Genomic DNA, 21,079 nt, shown 5'->3' with positions numbered 1-21,079 from the left:
TTTGACCACATAAATACGAGAATGTCAATCCCACCCCTTGGCTCAGTGTAGTAATTTTGAACTTATTTGTGCTTTAGGTGAACCTCAAAACTACCGTGTCAATAGGGTTTGAGATGCGCTTACCCTGATAAACCAGGTCGTCCTCCTAAACTAATTATTGAAGACCAAGTTTTAATGGTTATCCAGCAGATGAGTGACCAAGTGAATACAAAACTAGACTGAAAATATACGTTAACTTATACATTTCCGTAAACGCGATCGCAAACGCACCTCTGGGAGAGTTTAAATATTACAAGATTGTTAATTGATAGCTATTGTAGTGGTACTAACACAATATGCTGCGGATGCGTTAATAATGTGTGTTTCTGTGTGTTTCTCTGTTAATGATGTGTGTTTCTGTGTGTTTCTCTTTTAAGTAAATTGAGCTAGCGTTTCAGCAGACAGGAAATAAGTTTGCAGTGAATTGTCGGGGGTAATTTGCTAAATTTGACTTCAACACCTTCTGACTTCTGTGCTCAACCACTTGCAAAAGGCGAGGTAGTCACAGTAAAAGGTAAGTTTTTCTTTATTAGAGATAAAAAGTTTTTTCTTAAAGGAGTTAGTTACGGCCCTTTCTCCATCGGTAGCCACGGTGAGTCCTTTCCAGAAAAATTAGTTGTGGAAAAAGATTTCGCCATGATTGCAGAAATGGGTGCGAATTGTCTGCGTACCTATACTGTTCCACCTGATTGGCTTTTGGATCTAGCTGTAATCTATGGTCTTAGGCTGTTAATTGGTATACCTTGGTCTCAGCATATCGCCTTCCTCGACTCTTCTACTGTGAAAGCAGAAATCCGTAACTGCATTGCTCAAGGAGTTAAAGTTTGCCGGGGTCATCCCGCCACCTTTGCCTATTTAGTAGGCAATGAGATTCCTCCAGATATTGTCCGATGGCATGGAGCAAAACCGGTTCGGGCTTTTATCAAAGAGTTAATGGCGGTAGCAAAATCCAGTGATCCCGAAGGTTTAGTAAGCTATGCGAATTATCCTTGCACTGAGTATTTAAATATTGACTTTACTGATTTCTCATGCTTTAACGTTTACCTGCATCGGGAACAAGATTTTCGCCGCTACCTCTCTCGGCTTCATAACCTTGCTGAGGATAAACCTCTAGTACTGAGTGAGTTTGGCGTTGACTCGATGGGTGAAGGAACCCAAGTCCAAGCCGAAATTCTTTCTCAAAAGCTGTCATCTAGTTTTGAGATGGGAGCAGCAGGAACGATCATTTTTTCTTGGACGGATGAATGGTTTACTGGTGGATATGCCATACAGGACTGGGCTTTTGGTTTAGTTGATGCCGAACGGCTTAAGAAACCAGCTTTCGAGACAGTTCAGCAATATTACACAGCACCTCTGCCGCCAGCGTTACCTGAGTATCCCAAAGTCTCAGTGGTTGTATGCGCTTACAATGCTGAACGCACGATGGATAGTTGTCTAGCTTCTCTCAAAGAACTCAACTATCCCAACTATGAAGTAATTGTAGTTAATGATGGATCGCGCGATCGCACTCTCGAAATTACTCAGCATTACGACTATGTACGCCTAATCAACCAAGAAAACAAGGGATTAAGCGTCGCCCGCAACGTCGGTATGGCAGCCGCTACTGGCGAGATTGTCGCCTATACCGATTCTGATTGTATGGTAGATCCAGACTGGCTCACCTATCTGGTCACCAAGTTTCTTTCCTCTGATGTAGGTGCTGTAGGTGGGCCAAACTTATCTCCCCCGGAAGACTCTCTTGTTCCCGCCTGTGTTGCTGTCTCTCCTGGCGTACCTACCCACATACTTTTGAGTGATGAGGTAGCCGAGCATATTGCTGGCTGCAACATGGCTTTTCGTCGGGAGATTCTACAAGAAATTAACGGCTTCAACCCGATATTTCGTACTGCTGGTGATGATGTCGATATCTGTTGGCGACTGCAAGATAAAGGTTACACCATTGGTTTTAGCCCAACGGCAATAGTATGGCATTTTCGCCGTAACACAGTAGGTGCCTATCTCAAACAGCAGCAAGGCTATGGCAAAGCAGAAGCGCTGGTTTATTTTAAGCATCCCTACCGCTTTAACCTTCTGGGGCAGCCCTCTTGGTTGGGGAGAATCTACGGAGATTTATCTACATTTCTGCGTATTGGTCAACCAATTATCTACTCTGGGGTGTTTGGTCGCGGTTTGTTTCAAACCTTGTACGAGCCTTCCTCCTCTCTGATCTCTTACCTCCCCCTGACACTAGAGTGGAATGTCACAGCTTTGATCCTATTTGTGTCCGCACTTTTGTCTGGCAATCGCCCGTGGTTCGGTGCAGCAATGTTCCTCATCTCTTTTAGCTGGTGTGTAGCTGGTGCTATACAAGCGCGAATTGACTCTCGTTTTGCCAAAAGAAGGGCACGGTTGCTTGTGGCGCTGCTGATTTACCTGGGGCCGATTGTACGTAGTATAGATCGATACAAATGGCGCATTAAGGAACTCAAGAAAGCCGAGGCGATAAAGTTTGACGAACTGTAAATAAAAATAAAAGCATTAAAAAAATGACTCAAACACTAACTCAAGCAGATTTGATTAAGTTTGATTCGCCAGCCAGCAGAGTAAATATTTCCTGGCGCGATCGCGCCTATGAGTTGTCTTATTGGACAGAAACAGGAATGGAGAAGGAGAACCTGCTGCAAAAGGTAATGGATTTACTCCTGCCTTCCAAGTATTTCATTGCAATGGATCAAGGCTGGAGCGACTGGGATTTAGAGATTTACCAGGGGATTTGGTCAAAAGTTCAGCTGAAAGTATGTACCGAAAATCATGGAGGTAACAAAAGAGTTTTGAGGATGCGGTGTGCCCTGAGAATGTCACAGTTCGCAACTATGGCTATGGTTGGCTATTGTCTCTTCACAATTCTGGAGATGGTTCTAGGAATGCCAGAAGTAGCAACAGTCACAATTGCAGTAGGTATGCTCAACGCCGCTTTCATCTTATATCAGAACTTCCAGTTAGGGCGTATTCTCTATCAAGTACTGGAGATTATTGCCAAAAGAGTTAACTTGCTGCCAATACAAACCACCAGCAACAAGTCTGTCACAGAAAGTGCAATATTACAGCCCTAACGAACGTCTTGGTACTCTAGTAACAAATGAAATGACTAGACGGGAGGTAAATCTGTAAGTGAGGCAAGAGATCAAAGCGATAATGCATCGATACGGGCAAATGCTCCGATATCCGCTGCGCCACTGGCGTACCTTAATAGCAATCCTCGGTCTCACAGCTGGCACTTCAGCCACCGCAACGCTTCAACCTTGGCCAATGAAAATCCTAGTGGATTATGCTTTCGGTCAAGCAGTGATCCCCCCGCTAGCTGGCTCATTTCTGGAGACTTTTAACTTGGCGCTCACACCGATGCTGCTGGTCGTTGTCGCCGCTGTTTGTAGCCTTGGACTTTATGCTCTAAACGCTACCTTGGAAACTACCCTTAGCTGGGCCTGGAGTGCTGTCGGGCAAAGTATGGTCTACGAACTGGCCCAGAAACTGTTCTATCGTTTGCAACGCCTTTCACTGTTGTTCCATAACCAACGGACTGTTGGTGATTCCCTCAGCCGTTTGGCCGGAGATACTTATTGCGTTTACACCTTGAGCAGTGCTTTGCTGATTTCACCTGTGCAGTACCTGCTGACGCTAGCAACTATTAGCATCGTCGCCTGGAATCTGAGTCCTTTACTAACGTTGCTTTCGCTTTTCGTAGCACCAATGATGGGTGGTTCAGCCCTTGTTTTTGGTTCCCGACTTAAGCGCCGGACAAAACTTAACCGCGAAGCCCAGTCACGCCTCACCAGTTTTGTCCACCAAACAGTCACGGCAATCCCCATGATCCAGGCATTTGGTAGAGAGAGTTACAATACCCGGCAGTTTGAACATTTAGCGGCAGACGCAGTTGTTTTATCACAACGTGAAACTCTGCTCAAGAGTGTTTACGGTGTGGCAAATGGTACTGTGACAACGATTGGTACTGCACTTGTTCTGTATGTGGGCGGGCAGCAGGTATTATTAGGGGCTATGAGTATCGGTAGCCTGCTCGTCTTCTTAGCATATCTCCAGTCTATACAAGGAGCATTTAAGGGACTATTTGGCATCTACGGGAGCCTAAAGTCTGTAGATGCCAATATAGATAGAGTATTAGAGGTTTTGGATTCTAAGGATGGGGTGCAAGATGCTCCTACTGCCAGACCATTGCCTGCTCATCCAGCAGGAGGACGCGGACACGTATGTTTAGAGAAAGTCACCTTCGGTTACGAACCTAACTATCCCGTCCTCCAAGAAATTACCCTGGAAGCGCGACCGGGAGAAACGATCGCTCTGGTAGGCGCGACAGGTGCTGGTAAGAGTACACTGGTTTCCCTGATTCCCCGCTTTTTTGACCCCTGGCAGGGACGAGTCCTCTTTGATGGGGTGGATGTACGAGGTGTGCAACTGGAAAGCCTGCGCCAGCAGATTGCCCTAGTGCTGCAAGAGCCGTTTTTGCTGCCCCTCTCGGTAGCACAGAATATTGCCTACGCGTGTCCAGAGGCAAGCCTAGAGAAAATTGTAGCAGCAGCCAAAGCGGCCAAGGCGGACGACTTCATCCAACAGTTGCCCCAAGGCTATGACACCCTGATTGGCGAAAGAGGAGCGCTCCTCTCTGGAGGACAGAAACAGCGACTAGCGATCGCCCGGGCGTTGCTTAAGGATGCGCCAGTACTGATTCTCGATGAACCTACTTCTGCCCTGGATGCCCAGACTGAGAATTTACTGCTGGAAGCTTTAGATCGCCTGATCGAAGGACGGACTACGTTTATCATTGCCCATCGACTTTCGACGATTCAACGAGCAGATCGAATTGTGGTTCTGGAGCAGGGAAAGGTTGTGGAGATGGGAACACACCAGGAGTTGCTGGCTGTCCGTGGTTTCTACCATCGTCTGCACTCCTTGCAATTTCCTGAAACGCCGCAGGAGGTCGTTTTATGAAACTGTGGTGGCTGCGACTGGCACGTTATGCCCTGGTTCGTTGGCACGGACTCACGTTTGTAATGGTGCTAATGCTGATTAATGTGGGGCTGAATGTACTCAAGCCCTGGCCTTTGAAGTTGATCGTTGATTGCGTCTTGAGCAACCAATCGCTGCCAAATAGCGTTGTTTGGCTCAAAACCTTGCCTGGCAGTGAATCCAACATTCAGTTGCTCGGTTGGTTAGCAGGTGCCACAATCTTTCTATTTTTATCCAGTGAGGCGGTTCGTCTTGTACAAGAATATGTTGGAGCTGGTGTTGCCAACCAGATGGTTTATGACTTGGGAGCAGCACTGTTTGATCGCTTACAACATCTTTCTTTGAGATTCCACAACCAACAGCAGGCTGGCGATCTTGTTAGGCGAGTAATGACTGACAGCATCTGCATTCAGAATCTGGCGATGGGGGTTTTTCTGCCCGTGCTTACTTCTCTGGTGAATTTGGTCGCAATGTTCGCCGTCATGTGGCAGATTAATCATTTCCTTTCACTGCTCTCGCTTCTGATTGCTCCTCTAATAATGTTACTAATTTGGGTCTTTAACCAGCCCATGACTGAACGAAGCTATCAATATCAACAATTTGAAGGTGAGATTGTGGCGTTGAGTGAGCAGACCTTGACAGCGCTACCGATTATTCAAGCATTCGGACGTGAAGCACACGAAGATGAGCGCTTTCACTACCTGTCTCAAAAAGCCCTCCAAGCTTATGTACACTCTATCCTTGCCCAAATGCAATTCAAAGTTGGAGTGGGAGGCGTAACCGCAGTAGGAACAGCAGCAATCATGGCTTACGGTGGCTTCCAGGTTTTGGATGGGTCCCTCTCAATTGGTTCTTTACTGGTTTTTCTCTCTTATCTCGGCTCCCTGTACGTGCCGATGGCAACTCTGGCTTATATATCGTCCAGTTTTGCGGCAGCAGCAGCTAGTGCTCGTAGAGTGTTAGAGGTTTTAGACGCTAAAGATGGGGTGCAAGATGCCCCTGCTGCCAAACCATTGCCTGCTAATCCAGCAGGAGGAAGCGGACACGTATGTTTAGAGAAAGTCACCTTCGGTTACGAACCTAACTATCCCGTTCTCCAAGAAATTACCTTAGAAGCGCGACCCGGAGAAACGATCGCACTAGTAGGCGCAACTGGTGCTGGCAAAACTACCCTAGTGTCCCTGATCCTTCGTTTTTTTGACCCCTGGCAGGGACGAGTTCTCTTTGATGGGGTGGATGTACGAGATGTGCAACTGAAAAGCCTGCGCGAACAGATTGCCCTAGTGCTGCAAGAACCGTTTTTGCTACCGATAACTATTGCTGAGAACATTGCCTATGGCTGCTTTAATGCTAGCCGCGAAGCGATCGTCAAAGCCGCCCAAGCTGCGAATGCTGACACCTTTATTCAACGATTACCTCAAGGTTATGACACGGTAATTGGTGAGCGCGGAGCCACACTTTCAGGAGGCGAGAAACAACGGTTAGCGATCGCCCGCGCCCTGCTCAAAGATGCTCCAGTGCTAATTCTGGATGAACCCACCTCTGCCCTGGATGCTCAAACCGAGTTTCTATTGCTGGAAGCATTAGAGCGACTGATGGCAGGACGGACTACGTTTATTATTGCCCATCGCCTCTCGACAATTCAACGAGCCAACCGAATCGTAGTTTTGGATCAGGGAAAAGTAGTAGAGATGGGAACTCACGAGGAGTTGCTAGCGGTAAGTGGCTATTACAAGAAGCTGTATAAATTACACTTCGGCTCAACTCAACCATGCGATCTGTGATCGTGAGTTCGCAAACAGGTGGTTAGAAAACTAGCAAGATTTCTGTTTAAAGAGTTTGACCCATGAAGTATTGCATTGTTAATGGAGATGATTTTGGTGCTAGTCAAGGAATTAACAGTGGCATTGTTGAAGCCCACTGTAACGGAGTCCTAACTAGCACGAGCTTAATGGTGAATATGCCAGCGAGTGAGGAAGCAGCTATCTTAAGCCGTAAACTACCCGAACTGAGCGTTGGTTTGCATGTAAATATCACAACCGAGGATGGGGAATTAGCACTCGATCTCACGGCTCCGGATCAATGCCGTGCCGAACTAAATCGCCAATTGAAATGCTTTCAAGAGCTAATAGGGCATCTACCTACTCATCTTGACTCGCATCATAACATCCACCGCTCTCCTCAATTACTGCCCCACTTCCTTAATTTGGCGCAGCAATATCGATTGCCACTAAGAGAACACTCTCCGGTTCGTTATTTCCCCAGCTTTTATGGGCAATGGGATGGACAGACGCATCTGGAGCAGATTAGCGTGGAAAATTTAGTCCAAATGCTAGAAGCTGAAGTTCAGGAAGGGTTTACTGAATTGAGCTGCCATCCAGGTTACGTCGATCCAGAGTTTTCATCAACCTATGCGATCGAGCGAGAAAGGGAATTACAAACGCTTTGCAGCCCAATCATCAGAAGCAAGCTCACAGAACTCCAAATCCAACTTATAGGCTTTCGAGAACTCGCCAATTTTCTAGCAAACCTATCAGCTTAGTTGGGAGGGAAGTATTATGTCTGTCGTTGTCATCTCCCCATCAAACGTCGTGACCTTTCCAGAAGGAGGGGGTCATTTCTGGGTTTATATGCAATATGTACAGGGGCTGCGCCAGTTGGGATGTGAAGTGTATTGGCTAGAGCGCTTCCACAGCAGCGGCGATCGAGAGCAGGATAAACTTATGCTTTCAACGTTTTACCAGCGTATGGAACGCTATGGACTTAGTGGAAAGGTCATCCTTTATTCAGACCAGAACGCGATATCCGATCATGGCAGCGAGTATGAATACATCGGAGTTTGGTCATCAAAGGCACAGGCAATTTTTCGGCAAGCAGACCTTTTACTAAACTTTTACTACGGTATTCATCCAGCTTTGCTTTCATGTTTTCGACGGACTGCCCTAATAGATATCGATCCAGGTTTATTACAATTTTGGATAACAGTTGGACAACTCGCCGTACCCCCACACGATTATTACTTTAGTACTGGTGAAACTGTGGGCACACCTAGCGCTAAATTTTCGGATTGTGGTTTGACTTGGATGCGAATTCGACCACCAGTGTGTCTTGACTTGTGGCCATACGTTTACAATCCCAACAGCGAAGCATTTACAACTGTCTCCGGTTGGTGGGGCAATGGTGGCAAAGGGGAATGGATTACGGACGGGCAGGATATCTGCTACGAGAACAACAAGCGAGTTTCCTTCATGCAATTTGTGGAACTGCCGCGCTTAACCGACCAAGTGCTTGAGCTGGCGCTGTGCCTGGGTGAGGGAGACGTGGAAGATGATCAAAGCAGAAAAGAGCAAAGCTGGCAAGCCAACAATCCCGTACCGCGTGATGTTACTGATTATAAAGGAGACGCAGAGGATCGGGAAGTGCTGGAGAGCTATGGTTGGCAGGTGCGTCATGCCTACAAAATGGCTGGCAGTCCAGATAGGTATCAATCTTACATCCAAATGTCGCGAGGAGAGTTTAGTTGCGCTAAACCTTCGTGCATGAAGTTTCAAAATGCCTGGATTAGCGATCGCACGCTCTGCTATTTAGCAAGCGGGAAACCTGTTGTTGTTCAAGACACTGGGCCGAGTTCCTTCCTACCTAATGGCGAGGGGATGTTCCGGTTCTCGACGCTTAGTGAAGCAGCCGATGCCTTAGCGACAATAAATACTAATTATGAAAAGCACTGTCGAGCAGCAAGGGAAATTGCTGAAACATATTTTGAAGCTAAACAAACTTTGAATGGCATCCTTAACTATGCTCTTAAATTTCAATGATGGATGGAGTGAACCAAATGATCCTTTCTTTTGACTATCCACCTGCTACTCGGGGAATAGTCGTCGTCTGGGGTATGCTGGCATCCCATCCATTTGGAGGTATGACTTGGCAAGCGCTCCATTATCTCGTAGGGTTGCGGAGGTTAGGTTTCGATGTCTGGTACGCAGAGGATACTGACAACGAGTTATTAGATCCTATTAACTTATGGAATACGTCAGACTACTCAGCGAACGTGCGCTATCTTGCCAAGTATATGGATAGCGTAGGTTTGGGAAATCGCTGGATTTTCCGCCCTCCAGGAGTTCAAGATATGTGCCTGGGAGCACGCGACTTAGTCGGATTGGCGCAACTTTATAAGGAAGCGGATGTCGTTATCAATCTTTGTGGGTATCATTTCCTACGTTCTGAGCATGAGACCATTGACTGCCTTATCTATCTACAGACTGACCCGACGATAGATCAGGTCAAAGTAGCTAAGAATGATACTCAAAAGATTGAGCAGCTTGATGCATACCGTTATTTATTCACCTATGGTGAGAATATTGGAGCACCGGATTGTCTTGTACCTGTTGAGCAGTACCAGTGGTATCCAACGAGACCACCAGTTTGTCTCGATTGGTGGGCTACCGACAGTCTACCCTCTTCGGAAGCCGTGCTCACGACGATCTCTACTTGGAAGAATTTTGATAACCATATCGAATGGCAAGGAGAGAACTATTACTGGCTCAAGGATCGGGAATTTCGGCGCTTCATAGATCTTCCGACCAAGTCTCGGTTGCCACTTGCGCTTGCTCTTGACGGGATTGGTGCTCAAGAAGAGGTAGAAATGGTGGATCGTGGTTGGCGGATTGTTTCTGCTAGAGCATTATCCGATCCGATCGCCTATCGTAACTATATTTGTGCCTCTCTAGGCGAGTTCACTGTTACAAAGGATCAGTATGTTCGTCCTCGCACTGGCTGGTTCAGCGATCGCTCTGCCTGCTATCTGGCAGCAGGGCGTCCTGTAATCACCCAAGAAACAGGGTTTAGCAAGTTCTTGCCCACGGGGAAGGGATTATTTGCATTCAACACTATGGAAGATATTTTGGCGGCAGTGGACGCGATCGAAAGCGACTACGAAGGCAATTGCCGGGCAGCCCGCGAAATTGCCTCAGAGTACTTTGCCGCAGAGAAAGTGATTGGCAGTCTCATGGAGCGAGCGGGGTTATAAGCATGGCACGCATTGTTGTTTGCGGATATATGATTCGACATCCAGTAGCTGGCAATCTCTTAGCCTACTTTCACTATGTGTTAGGGCTACATAATCTGGGACATGAAGTTCTATACCTGGAGGAAAGTGGCTGGTCTGAGTCCTGCTATAACCCGATCAACCACAATTACAATGATGATCCCGACTTTGGTTTGCACGCAGTCCAGGCACTAATAAATACTTATGGTGTAAATGCGACAGTGTGCTATGTAAATCGTGATACAGGAACTGTCTACGGTGCAGATTGGCAAGAAATAAAGCAGATGCTCAAAACGGCGGATCTGCTATTAAATATCGGTGGAGTTTGCTGGTTACCTGAATTTCTTTTATGCAAACATCGAGTATTAATCGATATGGACCCATTCTTTACCCAGATTGGGACATTCGCTGCCGAGGGTCGCAATGAGTATCACGCCTACTTTAGTTATGGCGTTAATATTGGGCAACCCAATTGCGGTATACCGAGTGATGGAATTAAATGGCTCCCCACTGTACCGCCTGTTGTGCCAGAGATATGGAAAACTCCGATAGTTACTCCACAAGATAGTAGCGAAGAACGGGCAAATTTACCATTCACGACAATTGCCAATTGGAATGCTTATGGAGGCGTGATTTACAAAGGTGAGCATTATGGACAGAAAGATCAGGAATTTATGCGCCTGGTGGAACTCCCTAGCTACTGTTCGCAAAAACTCGAACTCGCTCTTGCCGGCAAGGATGCAGAAATAGCAGAGGTTGCAAAATCTCTACAGGCAGCAGGCTGGTTAATTCGAGATGGTAAGGAAATTAGCGCTAGTCTGTCAACCTACATAACTTACCTGACTGGCTCTCGCGGGGAGTTTAGCGTTGCCAAACAGGCTTATGTAAAAACTCGTAGCGGTTGGTTTAGCGATCGCAGCGTCTGTTATCTAGCTGCTGGTCGTCCCGTCATTTTACAAGATACCGGATTTAGCGATTGGCTGCCGACGGGGCAAGGTGCGTTGGCGTTTTCATCCTTGGAGGAAGCTGTCGGCTGTATCGAGCGCGTCAATGCAAATTATCAAACTCACTGTCAAGCAGCAGAGGAATTAGCCGAGCGATTCTTCAGTTACAAAGTGGTGCTACCTCGACTACTGGAGACAGTTTTAAATATGAACACACCTTATCTATCTCCATTGCTCTGACTGCCTATGCAGAACGAGAAATCATCAGCTAATACATCTAAATCAAAACATTTAATAAATTTAAAATAGGATGATTATAATTTTTGCTAGTGCTATCGGTCGATTTCCCATAGGGGGCAACGCCTGGTCTGACCTGCAATACCTTCTGGGTCTGCGTGCCCTTGGACATGATATTTTCTACTTGGAAGAATGTGGATCGATGTCGTGGGTTTACAACTGGGAAACCGAGCAAATCACGACGGAGTTAGACTATCCGACAAATTATATTAAAAACTGCCTAGAGCCGCTTGGTTTCAAAAACAAGTGGATTTACCGAACTGACGAGCATTCAGTCGGAATGGAGATTGACGAGTTTAAAGATATCTGCTGTCAGGCTGATTTAATGATTGTCCGTGGCTCACCACTTTCTGTTTGGAGAGATGAGTATGGATGGCCGCAGCGCCGCATCTATATTGATGCAGATCCCGGTTTTACTCAGATTAATATTGATATCGGTAATTCGGAATTAGTACAGACGATTGAACGTTGCGATCGCCTGTTCACAATTGGGCAACACATTGATGCCCAAGACTGTCTTATCCCCACAAACGGTAGGCATTGGCTAAAGACATTACCTCCAGTAGCACTGCCTTACTGGCCAGTAATTGAAAACAATGACACCATCGGCTTCAGTTCAATTATGCAGTGGCACAGTTATCGGGAGGTAGTATACAAAGGAATCACCTATGGGAACAAGGATAAAGAATTCTTAAAGTTTATTGATATACCGCAACTCACCAAACAGCAGTTTCGGATTGCATTAAGCGGCGGCTTTCCTGACGAACTATTGCAGTATGGCTGGGAGGTGATTCCCGGATGGCTTGCGTCCTTTACACCAGAGTCTTACCAGAAATTTGTTCAAGCATCCCGCGCTGAGTTTGGAGTCGCAAAACAGGGTTATGTTGCTACCAAAGGTGGCTGGTTTAGCGATCGCAGCGTTTGTTACCTAGCCTCTGGCAGGCCAATTCTAGTTCAAGACACAGGCTTAAGCGATTGGCTACCGATCGGAGAAGGACTTTTAATTTTCCAAGACCTCTGTGAGGCGATGAACGGTGTCCACACGATCAATTCTAACTATGAAAAACATCGTCATGCCGCACGGAAGATTGCGGAAGAATATTTTGACTCCCATAAAGTTCTGTCCTCGCTGCTAGAAGCAGCCATGAATTAATCATCATCATTCAATTTAGGAATATTAATATGCCAACAGTCACCATTGGATTTTTTCCTCGCGAACAGTTCTCATTAGCTGCGGAATCTTTGCAGCGAATTTTTGACTACACGCATATTCCTTTTAATTTAATTGTGATAAATTGCAACACTCCTGAAGTTTATTGGAAGCAAATTGAACAAGTGCTTGCGGGACGTAGCAATGTCAAAGTCATTTATAAGGATTATTATTTGATGCCTAACCAATCAAGAAATCTGGTAATTCAGGAATCTAACCCTAATGATGATTTCTTGTGTTTCATCGAGAATGATGTTCTCGTAGAAGAGGATTGGCTGTCTTATCTCATCCAGGCTTGCGAAGAACATCCAGCTGATGTGGCCATTCCCCGTATTATTGAGGGCGGTTTGGATGCAAGTAAAATTCACTGGGATCCAAACTTAGGAGAGGTTCATTCAGTACAAACGACGGATGGGATCAAGTTGGAAATTCTGCCAGCTACAGGGGATCAACAGCTTGATCAAGGTTCCCATCGCCGAAAGATAGAGTTATCTGGAGAAGTTCATTGTCAACTTTACCGTCGAAGTGTTTTCGATCGAGTCATCCCTTTTGATGATGTCGTCTATTTAGATTGGATTGATTCTAGTATGGCTTTGTATAATTCTAACATCCCAGTTGTGTTTGAACCGAAGTCTGTTATTCATTTCTGGCATCCTTTCCCTCCAGAACGCGATAATCTCGATTATTTCTTTAAAAGATGGGATATTCAACAAGCTGCTAAGGAGTTAGATGAGATTCAAAAAAAGTGGAATCTGGCTCAAATGACGGCAGATTTATATTTCGTGGAAGAGCGCAATCGCATTGGTCATCTGTATGATTTGAGGGAGGAACTGAAAGCTGTAATCTCAGCAGAAAAATCTTTCATCTTAGTCGATGAGGATTGCCTAAATGGCAACAAAATCATTGAAGGTTTTCAGACTATTCCCTTTACTGAACGCAACGGACAGTATTGGGGATTTCCCACAGATGATAATATGGCAATTCAAGAATTTGAGCGATTGCACCAAACTGGGGTATACGCAATTGTCTTCCTTTGGACGGCTTTTTGGTGGCTAGAGTACTTTACTGGATTTCATGACTATTTGCGTCAAAAGTTTCCTTACTTGTTAAAAAACGATTATGTAATTGTGTTTGGCTTAGAATAAAGGGAAAAGTATATGCAAAAAACTCTAGCCAGTATCATCATTACCAATTATAACTATGGCTCTTTTTTGTCCGAGGCAATTGAAAGTGCCCTAAATCAAAGCTATCAGCCTACAGAAGTCATCGTAGTTGATGATGGTTCAACCGATAACTCACAACAAATCATCGCCAGTTATGGAGAAAAAATTGTTCCTGTCTTAAAAGAGAATGGTGGACAAGCATCTGCATTTAATGCTGGTTTTGCTATTAGTTGTGGTGAGGTTATATGCTTCTTAGATTCAGATGATGTTTTGCTACCGAGTGCTATTGAAAGAGCAGTTAAAATCTTGCATTACGATCCAGAGGCAGTTAAGGTTCATTGGCCCTTACGTGTCATTGATGTTAATAGCAACTTACTAGAAAAAGTTGATTGTGAAGGTATTTTGCCAGAAGGTAATTTGTACAATGAGCAGCTTAAATATGGTCTAGAAGGTCATACCTTTCCACCTACTAGCGGTAACGTTTGGTTACGCAGCTATTTAGAAAAAATCTTACCTATGCCTGAGACTAACTATCGATTAAATGCAGAGTCATACCTCGGCTTTTTGGCTCCTTTTTCCGGCAGTATCAGGCGTATTAATGACTATCAGTCGCTATACCGCATTCATGGTCATAATGGCACAAACAAGCGTACTTATAGCTGGCGACTTAGCCACTATTATTATGAAGAAAAAGTTCTACGGGAATATTTACACAAACAAGGCATTAAAGTTAATGATACATTTGAATATAGGGAAGATTCTTGTCACAAATATCTTCAGAGGATGGTCGAGTTAGGTAAAGAGTTAGGCTCCTTGATTGCACAAGGGCAGAATTATATTTTGGTTGACATGGACGAACTGGGTCATCATCAGCTACTTGAAAATTGCAAAGCGATCCCTTTTCTAGAAAAAGAGGGTGTGTATTGGGGGCCTCCTAGTGAAGATACCATAGCAATTAAGGAATTTGAGCGACTGCACCGTGAAGGCGCAAGTTTCATCGTGTTTGCCTGGCCTGCCTTCTGGTGGCTTGACTACTATGCTGAATTCGTTAGCTATTTGCGTGCTAGGTTTCGTTGTCTTTTGAAAAATGAACGCTTGGTTGTCTTTGAATTACATACTTTAGCTTGATACTACCTGCCCGTTATTAGCAAAACAGGGAGTGAGCAGAAACGATATGAAACCTGAAACCAAAGTTACGATCGCAATCCCAACCTACAACCGATCAAATTTACTCAAAACTAGCCTGCAAAGCGCATTGGCACAGGACTATCCAGATTTCCAAGTGCTTGTATTAGATAATGCTTCTGACGATGATACAGAGGCGGTTATAGGCTCATTTGCGGATTCGCGAATTCTTTATGTACGCAACGAAGTCAATATTGGCATATTTGGCAATTGGCAGCGGAGTGTTGAGCTAAACACTAGCCCCTATCTCAGCATTTTATCCGATGATGACATACTACTGCCCAACTTCATCCACGAGTCTGTCGTAGCATTGGACAACCATCCTCATGCTGGCCTGTCGGCTGGACTACCTGAATTCATTAACATTAGTGGTGGTACACTGCATGTCACAGGTACAGAACTTTCAGATCAGTTACCAGAAGGGCTAATCTGCGGTTTAGACTTCATCCATCAAATTGTTGATGGGCGAAAATGGATTTTGCGTACCAGTGCAGTGATGTTTCGTGCTTATGCACTCAGGGCGGTTGGGGGATTCGACATCACGCACTCTAAGTACTTGCTAGACTTGAATCTATACTTGCGGATGGCAGCGCAATTCGATTTCTTCTTTATTGCTAAAGAACTAGCTCAAGTCCGGTTCCATGTTGAACAAGATTCCCAGGTTAGCTTTCACTCCCCTGGAGGATTGGGATCGCTGGCTGTAATGGCAGAACGTAATGATGCGATCGCTTATTTGTTACAGTCACCGCGTGCAGAAGATGCATCTTATCGTCGGTGGCTAACAGACCGCCTGTTGCATATTAGTATGCGTCGCAGCGAGTTTACATCTCAATTAATACCCGCACTCAATCTTAGCTGGCCAGAACGACAACAGATTGCCATTGAGGAGATCGCAGCCACGATTCCAGCAGGAAAGTGTTTTATTTTGGTTGACGACAATCAGTGGAGTTCCGAGATTCTACCTCAATCTAATTTCCTTCCCTTCCTCGAACGCGACGGTGATTACTGGGGCGCTCCACCTGACGATCAAACTGCCATTCAGGAACTCGAACGAATGCGACAAGCGGGAGCAAGCTTCATGGTGATCGGATTTCCCGCCTTCTGGTGGCTAGATTACTACTCACAGCTACGCAATTATCTCAATTCAAATTTCCGCTGTGTTTTGCACAACAGCCGCCTAATTGTGTTCGATCTTTGGTCGTGAAAACTGGATTTAATAACTTAAAGATAAGCTTGTCTTTAAATTTATTATGCGGGCGTTATTACCAAACAAACGGTGAGTAGCAAGGATATGAAACATGAAACCAAAGTGACTATCGCCATTCCAACCTACAATCGCTCGGATTTATTAAAAGTTAGCCTTCAAAGCGTCTTATCACAAGACTATTCAGATTTCCAAGCTCTGGTGTTAGATAATGCTTCTACTGATGATACAGAGGCAGTCGTTCGCTCGTTTGCAGATCCGCGCATCACTTACGTGCGTAATGAAACTAATATTGGATTATTTCGCAATTGGCAACGAGCTATTAAGCTTAACTCTAGTCGCTATCTCAGCTTCTTGCCGGACGATGATATGCTACTACCTAACTTTATTAGCGAATCCGTCTTAGCGTTAGATAACCATCCAGATGCTGGTTTTTCAGTTGCCCAAATTGAAGTGATTGACAATAATGGTGCTTTCTTAGAGGACAAAAGCAGAAGATTTTCAAGTAATTTTCTAAAGGGGTTCATCGACGGATTAGATTTTATTCACCAAATTGTTGACGGGCGAAAATGGATTTTGCTCTTCTGTGCAGCTACCATGTTTCGCGCTGATGCACTGGCAGCAGTTGGGGGATATGACACGCCCCACTCCAAGTACTTGATAGACTTGAACCTATACTTGCGGATAGCAGCGCAATTCGATCTTTTTTTTATACCTAAAACGCTGGCTCAATTCCGGTCTCACGCTGAACAGGATTCCCAGCTTAACTTCGGCTCTGGGAGAACAGGATCGCTGGCTGCGATCGCAGAACGTACTGATGCGATTGCTTATTTGTTACAGTCACCGCGTGCAGAGGATGTATCTTATCGTCAGTGGCTAGCAGAGCGCCTGTTGTATATAAATATGCGCCGTAGTGAGTTAACGTCTGAACTCATACCTGAACTTAATTTGAGTTGGTCAGAGCGGCTACAAATTGCTATGCAGGAAATTACATCTGTGATTCCAGCAGGGAAACGTTTGATTTTGGTCGATGAAAATCAATGGGGTTGTGAGATGCTGCCAAAATTCGATGCTCTGCCCTTTTTAGAACATGACGGTCAGTACTGGGGAGCGCCACTGGATGACGAGATCGCCATCCGGGAACTTGAACGAATGCGTCAAGCGGGAGCAAGTTTCATAGTCATTGCATGGCCAGCCTTCTGGTGGCTTGATTATTACTGTGGTCTACGAAATTATCTCAGTTCAAATTTCCGCTGTGTTTTGGAAAACAGCCGCCTCGTCGTGTTCGATCTCTGGCTGTAAGATTCTCCGAAATTAATATGCGGTGAAAGCCTTGGGCTGCGATCGCTTGTAGTGAACTGCAAACTCTCACTGGATCAAGTTTTCATGAACTGGAAATATGAAAAAGGTAAATTCAATATCCCAGGTCGATGGCTAGCCTGGTCAGGAGTTTTGGCTCTAGCTAGCGCTGGCGGTTGGCTGACCTACTTTTTAGCTCTCAACCAACCTCCTGAACCAGTAGCAGTACGCTTGCTAACTGTGGAGCGAGGTAATATTGAAACTACAATCAATGAGAGCGGTACTGTTGAGTTGCAGGAACAGCGAATCTTGAAGTCCCCAAAAGAGGGTGCAGTAGAACGAGTAATGGTAGAACCTGGTGACAGGGTAAAATTTGGTCAAGTGCTGCTCACCCTACGCTACCCTGAGCGAAAAATTGCTCTTACCAATCAGCAGTTGCAAATTCAACAAGAGCAAATCAACCTAGCACGTAGTCGCCAGAAAATTATTGAAGACCAAGAACGATTAATAGCCGAGGAACGACAACTCCAGAGACTTGCTCCCTTGGTGCGAGAAGGAGCTATTGCCCAAGAACAAGCCAAAACGCAGGAAGATGCAGTACGCGTTGCTCGGGCTAGTCTGCGAGATACTCAAGCAGAGGCACGTACAACCGCCCTCAAAATTCAGACTTTGCAATTGGAGCGCCAACTTATTCAGCAGCAACTCCAGGATAATATTGTAACTGCACCATTGAATGGCGTAGTCTTGGGTGTGAATGTAGAAAACGGTGATGGGGTCGAGTTGCGTACCAATCTGCTCACTTTGGGCGATCCCAGAAAAATCCTGGTGAAACTCCAGCTTTCTACCCTCAACGCTGCTCAAGTTCGCGTCAATCAACTTGCCCGCATTAATGCGATTGGGCCTAATGCAAAGACGTTCTCTGGACGCGTGCAAAGCTTGTATCCTCAAGCACTCACCACTGAAGCCCAAAAACAAGACGCTAGTAGTCCAAAACAATCAGATCAACCAACAGTACCCGCAACCATTCGGCTTGATACCCCTACTCGCGCACTGCTCCCTGGTAGTAGGGTAAATGTCGAGGTTGTGTTGCAGCAACGGCAGAACGTAGTAGTTTTGAAGACAGAGGCTATTGTGCGATCGGAAGCACATCCCTTTGTATGGGTTCGGGATAGTCAAAATCAAGCCCAAAAACGTACCATTAATCTGGGATTAGAGGGGTTAATGGCTGTAGAAGTAACCTCTGGTTTGCATCCTGGTGAAAAGGTCATACTACCGCCCGTTGAGTCGCAACTCAAGCCAGGGCTGCCAGTTAAGGCAAGTGAAAAGTAATAAATAAATTAATATTTCGACTTTACTTTCCCTGCTTATTTTCGTGACATTCACCCCACACCCTTACACCCACTCATTTTCAAGCTAGAGCAAAGCGACTATTATGGCTCTTTCAAGTTTTGACTTATTAAATATTACCTTTCACTCCTTAGGTAGGAACCCGTTGCGTTCTGCTCTGACTACTCTAGGGGTATTTATGGGTGTGGCTGCTGTCAGCGCTACACTTCAGGTTGGTAATATTAGCCGGGCCGCGATCGCTCAACAATTAGCAAAACGAGGCGCACCTCAAGTTTCAGTTTATCCAAACTGGGATTCTGGCGGTCAAACCACCCAACTCAAGTTGGAAGACATGGAATTCTTACGACAGCGAATGGTAGGCTTGCAGGCGATCAGTTCTTTTAATTGGGCTGGTTCTACGCCAACTGTATTTCGGGACAAGGAATTTACTCCACCCATGTCACCTGTTTCCCAAGATTTTTTGCTGACTTCAGGGAAATCATTGGTTTCGGGACGGTTTTTCACATCTGAAGATTTTGCCAACTACCGTCCGGTGATAGTAATCGATCAATTGCTGGCAGAACAACTTTTCCAAAATCAGGAACCTGTGGGGCACCTGATTTATGCTGGGCAAAGACCCTATATCATTATAGGGGTCGTAGCGACTAGTCTAAATGAAAATGCACCCCCGGCAGGTCAACTGTATGTTCCGATGTCTATTTACAATGCTTTGACCGGTAGCCGCGACATTGGGAGTATCCAAATGCGCCCTTACTCACTTGAAGATGTGGAAGAGTTAAGCCACCAAGCAGAGGAATTGCTGCTACAAAGATTTCCAGGTTACAAATTTAAATTTTGGAATAATGTATCAGATATTATACAGCAGCAGAAAACTCTAGAGATGGCTTCCCAAGGTCTAACAGCAGTAGGAGTGATCGCGCTATTAGTTGGCGGTGTTGGGATTGCAAATATTATGATTGCCTCAGTAACAGAACGAACCTCTGAAATAGGTTTGAGACGGGCGGTGGGTGCAACCCAACGGGAAATCATGCAGCAATTTATTCTAGAGGCGATGCTTTTAAGTCTAATAGGAGGGACAGCAGGGCTGGGAGTGGTGCATGGATTGACAGTTGTGGTTACGGATACCTTTAGCTTGCCCTATGAGTTTGATAGTAGAATTGCAGTGCTAGCACTAGGGTCAGCGCTAGCGGTAGGGGTGGGAGCTAGTTTGCTTCCTGCCGTGCGGGCCAGCCAGATCGACCCAGTAAAAGCCCTACGTTCAGAATGATGAACCTATCCGACAAACTAGTAAATCCGATTCGGGAGCAACGCGATTTTCTGAAGTCAGACAAAAAACGAGCGATCGCTAAATCCTAAATCCAGTAAGTTAGTAAAATATATACCCGTACAATAGGTTGAAACCTAATAGTCAACCAAGAAAATTATGACAGGTTTAAATCAGGATACAAGCGTTGGAATCTAACCCTGGCATCTGAAGCAACAAAACGCCAATTAACTTTCAGTAGACCGAAAACTTTTGCGATGCCTGCGGCGGGCGTAGCCATCGCTGAAAAATAGTAGTCTGTGATACCGTTTATTCAGGAATGTACAACAGCCGATTTTGAGAGAGCAACTATAAGTTGAACTTATAGGAATAGTGGCGAAACGACCAAAATCAGCCGGACGGTAAATAAATTTCGCAGGCTACTCCATAGTTACGGTCTATTACTTGGCGTAAAAATTCAAGCATCTGTTTGAGAGTAAATAGATGGGAAAAAACTTGTCTAGTGCTTCTTTTTAAACCTACATTCCGCACCCTAACCAGGGCAAACGCATCTAAAGTATAAGAATCCTTTAATAGCAAGGGTTTCAACGTTTTTAAATTTAGCCTATTTTTTCGTCAAGATCCTTATCCAGCAGGGGTTTCAGAAATGCCGTGCGTTCGCCCTGGCACCCTAACTGTCACACATCAATAAAAAGCTGGCATAGTAGTACACAAGAACTAAGCTAGAGTCAAAAATTAAGAAATTTAATGCGAGTTATTATCATTAAGTAGCTTAATGTGGCGAGAAGAGGAAGTATGGTAACAAAAATAGAATCAAGGGAAAACTTCAGAGTTAAAAAAATTAATTGATCAAAAAAATATAAATGAGAGAATTGCAACAGAAGTGATGGAGAATACTGTTGTGATGATAAATACCGAAGAGATTGAAATTCGGAACATAGACCATCTAGGGATAAGAACTCTTGCATAAATATTTTGTGGTATAATCAAGGGTTGCTTTTCCCTATATTTGAGGTGGTGAAAATATCATTAGCATACCAAGCTTTTTGATTGAGTATGAGCCAGCGATCGCTAGCTAAAAA

The 21,079-nt window shown here is 45.2% G+C and carries 15 protein-coding genes; all 15 read left to right on the top strand.

Annotated features, from left to right (window positions below):
* The first annotated feature begins 486 nt into the window (after positions 1–486).
* The 15 genes from LC608_RS33325 to LC608_RS33255 all read left to right on the top strand — a co-directional run bounded on the left by LC608_RS33325 (position 487) and on the right by LC608_RS33255 (position 20,000).
* Entirely contained in the window at positions 487–2,541 is a 2,055-nt protein-coding gene (locus LC608_RS33325) for a glycosyltransferase (protein WP_229557653.1), read from the top strand.
* A 23-nt stretch (positions 2,542–2,564) separates the two neighbouring features.
* The gene (locus LC608_RS33320) at positions 2,565–3,131 is read left to right on the top strand and encodes a hypothetical protein (protein ID WP_229557652.1); all 567 of its coding nucleotides are present in this window, start codon (positions 2,565–2,567) and stop codon (positions 3,129–3,131) included.
* 100 nt (positions 3,132–3,231) lie between these two features.
* The gene (locus LC608_RS33315) at positions 3,232–5,022 is read left to right on the top strand and encodes an ABC transporter ATP-binding protein (protein ID WP_229557651.1); all 1,791 of its coding nucleotides are present in this window, start codon (positions 3,232–3,234) and stop codon (positions 5,020–5,022) included.
* Positions 5,019–6,824: an ABC transporter ATP-binding protein gene (locus LC608_RS33310; protein WP_229557650.1), complete on the top strand. Its 1,806-nt coding sequence runs from the start codon at positions 5,019–5,021 to the stop codon at positions 6,822–6,824. The genes LC608_RS33315 and LC608_RS33310 overlap by 4 nt, the downstream gene beginning before the upstream one ends.
* Before the next feature lie 62 nt (positions 6,825–6,886).
* A complete protein-coding gene (locus LC608_RS33305; protein WP_229557649.1) occupies positions 6,887–7,582 on the top strand; it encodes a carbohydrate deacetylase in 696 nt (231 codons plus the stop codon).
* A 16-nt stretch (positions 7,583–7,598) separates the two neighbouring features.
* Entirely contained in the window at positions 7,599–8,855 is a 1,257-nt protein-coding gene (locus tag LC608_RS33300; RefSeq protein ID WP_229557648.1) for a hypothetical protein, read from the top strand.
* A 17-nt stretch (positions 8,856–8,872) separates the two neighbouring features.
* Positions 8,873–10,066 (top strand): hypothetical protein, encoded by a 1,194-nt coding sequence (locus LC608_RS33295; RefSeq protein WP_229557647.1) that lies wholly within the window; start codon positions 8,873–8,875, stop codon positions 10,064–10,066.
* Positions 10,067–10,068: 2 nt separating this feature from the next.
* The gene (locus LC608_RS33290; protein ID WP_229557646.1) at positions 10,069–11,268 is read left to right on the top strand and encodes a hypothetical protein; all 1,200 of its coding nucleotides are present in this window, start codon (positions 10,069–10,071) and stop codon (positions 11,266–11,268) included.
* Positions 11,269–11,338: 70 nt separating this feature from the next.
* Positions 11,339–12,478 (top strand): glycosyltransferase, encoded by a 1,140-nt coding sequence (locus LC608_RS33285; RefSeq protein ID WP_229557645.1) that lies wholly within the window; start codon positions 11,339–11,341, stop codon positions 12,476–12,478.
* Positions 12,479–12,507: 29 nt separating this feature from the next.
* On the top strand, positions 12,508–13,680 hold the full coding sequence (locus tag LC608_RS33280; protein ID WP_229557644.1) for a glycosyltransferase: 1,173 nt from the start codon (positions 12,508–12,510) through the stop codon (positions 13,678–13,680).
* A gap of 12 nt (positions 13,681–13,692) precedes the next feature.
* Positions 13,693–14,826 (top strand): glycosyltransferase family 2 protein, encoded by a 1,134-nt coding sequence (locus LC608_RS33275; RefSeq protein WP_229557643.1) that lies wholly within the window; start codon positions 13,693–13,695, stop codon positions 14,824–14,826.
* Positions 14,827–14,872: 46 nt separating this feature from the next.
* On the top strand, positions 14,873–16,087 hold the full coding sequence (locus LC608_RS33270; RefSeq protein ID WP_229557642.1) for a glycosyltransferase family A protein: 1,215 nt from the start codon (positions 14,873–14,875) through the stop codon (positions 16,085–16,087).
* A gap of 87 nt (positions 16,088–16,174) precedes the next feature.
* Complete coding sequence (locus LC608_RS33265) at positions 16,175–17,389, top strand: glycosyltransferase (protein WP_229557641.1); 1,215 nt, start codon at positions 16,175–16,177, stop codon at positions 17,387–17,389.
* Positions 17,390–17,473: 84 nt separating this feature from the next.
* Positions 17,474–18,715: an efflux RND transporter periplasmic adaptor subunit gene (locus tag LC608_RS33260; protein WP_229557640.1), complete on the top strand. Its 1,242-nt coding sequence runs from the start codon at positions 17,474–17,476 to the stop codon at positions 18,713–18,715.
* Between the two features lie 103 nt (positions 18,716–18,818).
* Positions 18,819–20,000, top strand: a complete 1,182-nt coding sequence (locus LC608_RS33255) for an ABC transporter permease (RefSeq protein ID WP_229557639.1) — start codon at positions 18,819–18,821, stop codon at positions 19,998–20,000.
* Positions 20,001–21,079 lie beyond the last annotated feature (1,079 nt).

The sequence above is a fragment of the Nostoc sp. XA010 genome (assembly GCF_020829625.1).
In the GTDB taxonomy this organism is placed as follows: domain Bacteria; phylum Cyanobacteriota; class Cyanobacteriia; order Cyanobacteriales; family Nostocaceae; genus Nostoc.
Note: the sequence above shows the minus strand (reverse complement) of the source record. Positions and strands in the feature narration are given on the sequence as shown.

Bases quoted from the DNA above. Each gene is read 5' to 3' on its own strand.
- LC608_RS33305 (WP_229557649.1), top strand. From the start codon at position 6,887: ATGAAGTATTGCATTGTTAATGGAGATGATTTTGGTGCTAGTCAAGGA.
- LC608_RS33310 (WP_229557650.1), top strand. From the start codon at position 5,019: ATGAAACTGTGGTGGCTGCGACTGGCACGTTATGCCCTGGTTCGTTGG.
- LC608_RS33255 (WP_229557639.1), top strand. From the start codon at position 18,819: ATGGCTCTTTCAAGTTTTGACTTATTAAATATTACCTTTCACTCCTTA.
- LC608_RS33315 (WP_229557651.1), top strand. From the start codon at position 3,232: ATGCTCCGATATCCGCTGCGCCACTGGCGTACCTTAATAGCAATCCTC.
- LC608_RS33320 (WP_229557652.1), top strand. From the start codon at position 2,565: ATGACTCAAACACTAACTCAAGCAGATTTGATTAAGTTTGATTCGCCA.
- LC608_RS33290 (WP_229557646.1), top strand. From the start codon at position 10,069: ATGGCACGCATTGTTGTTTGCGGATATATGATTCGACATCCAGTAGCT.
- LC608_RS33260 (WP_229557640.1), top strand. From the start codon at position 17,474: ATGAACTGGAAATATGAAAAAGGTAAATTCAATATCCCAGGTCGATGG.
- LC608_RS33275 (WP_229557643.1), top strand. From the start codon at position 13,693: ATGCAAAAAACTCTAGCCAGTATCATCATTACCAATTATAACTATGGC.
- LC608_RS33265 (WP_229557641.1), top strand. From the start codon at position 16,175: ATGAAACATGAAACCAAAGTGACTATCGCCATTCCAACCTACAATCGC.
- LC608_RS33285 (WP_229557645.1), top strand. From the start codon at position 11,339: ATGATTATAATTTTTGCTAGTGCTATCGGTCGATTTCCCATAGGGGGC.
- LC608_RS33270 (WP_229557642.1), top strand. From the start codon at position 14,873: ATGAAACCTGAAACCAAAGTTACGATCGCAATCCCAACCTACAACCGA.
- LC608_RS33295 (WP_229557647.1), top strand. From the start codon at position 8,873: ATGATCCTTTCTTTTGACTATCCACCTGCTACTCGGGGAATAGTCGTC.
- LC608_RS33280 (WP_229557644.1), top strand. From the start codon at position 12,508: ATGCCAACAGTCACCATTGGATTTTTTCCTCGCGAACAGTTCTCATTA.
- LC608_RS33300 (WP_229557648.1), top strand. From the start codon at position 7,599: ATGTCTGTCGTTGTCATCTCCCCATCAAACGTCGTGACCTTTCCAGAA.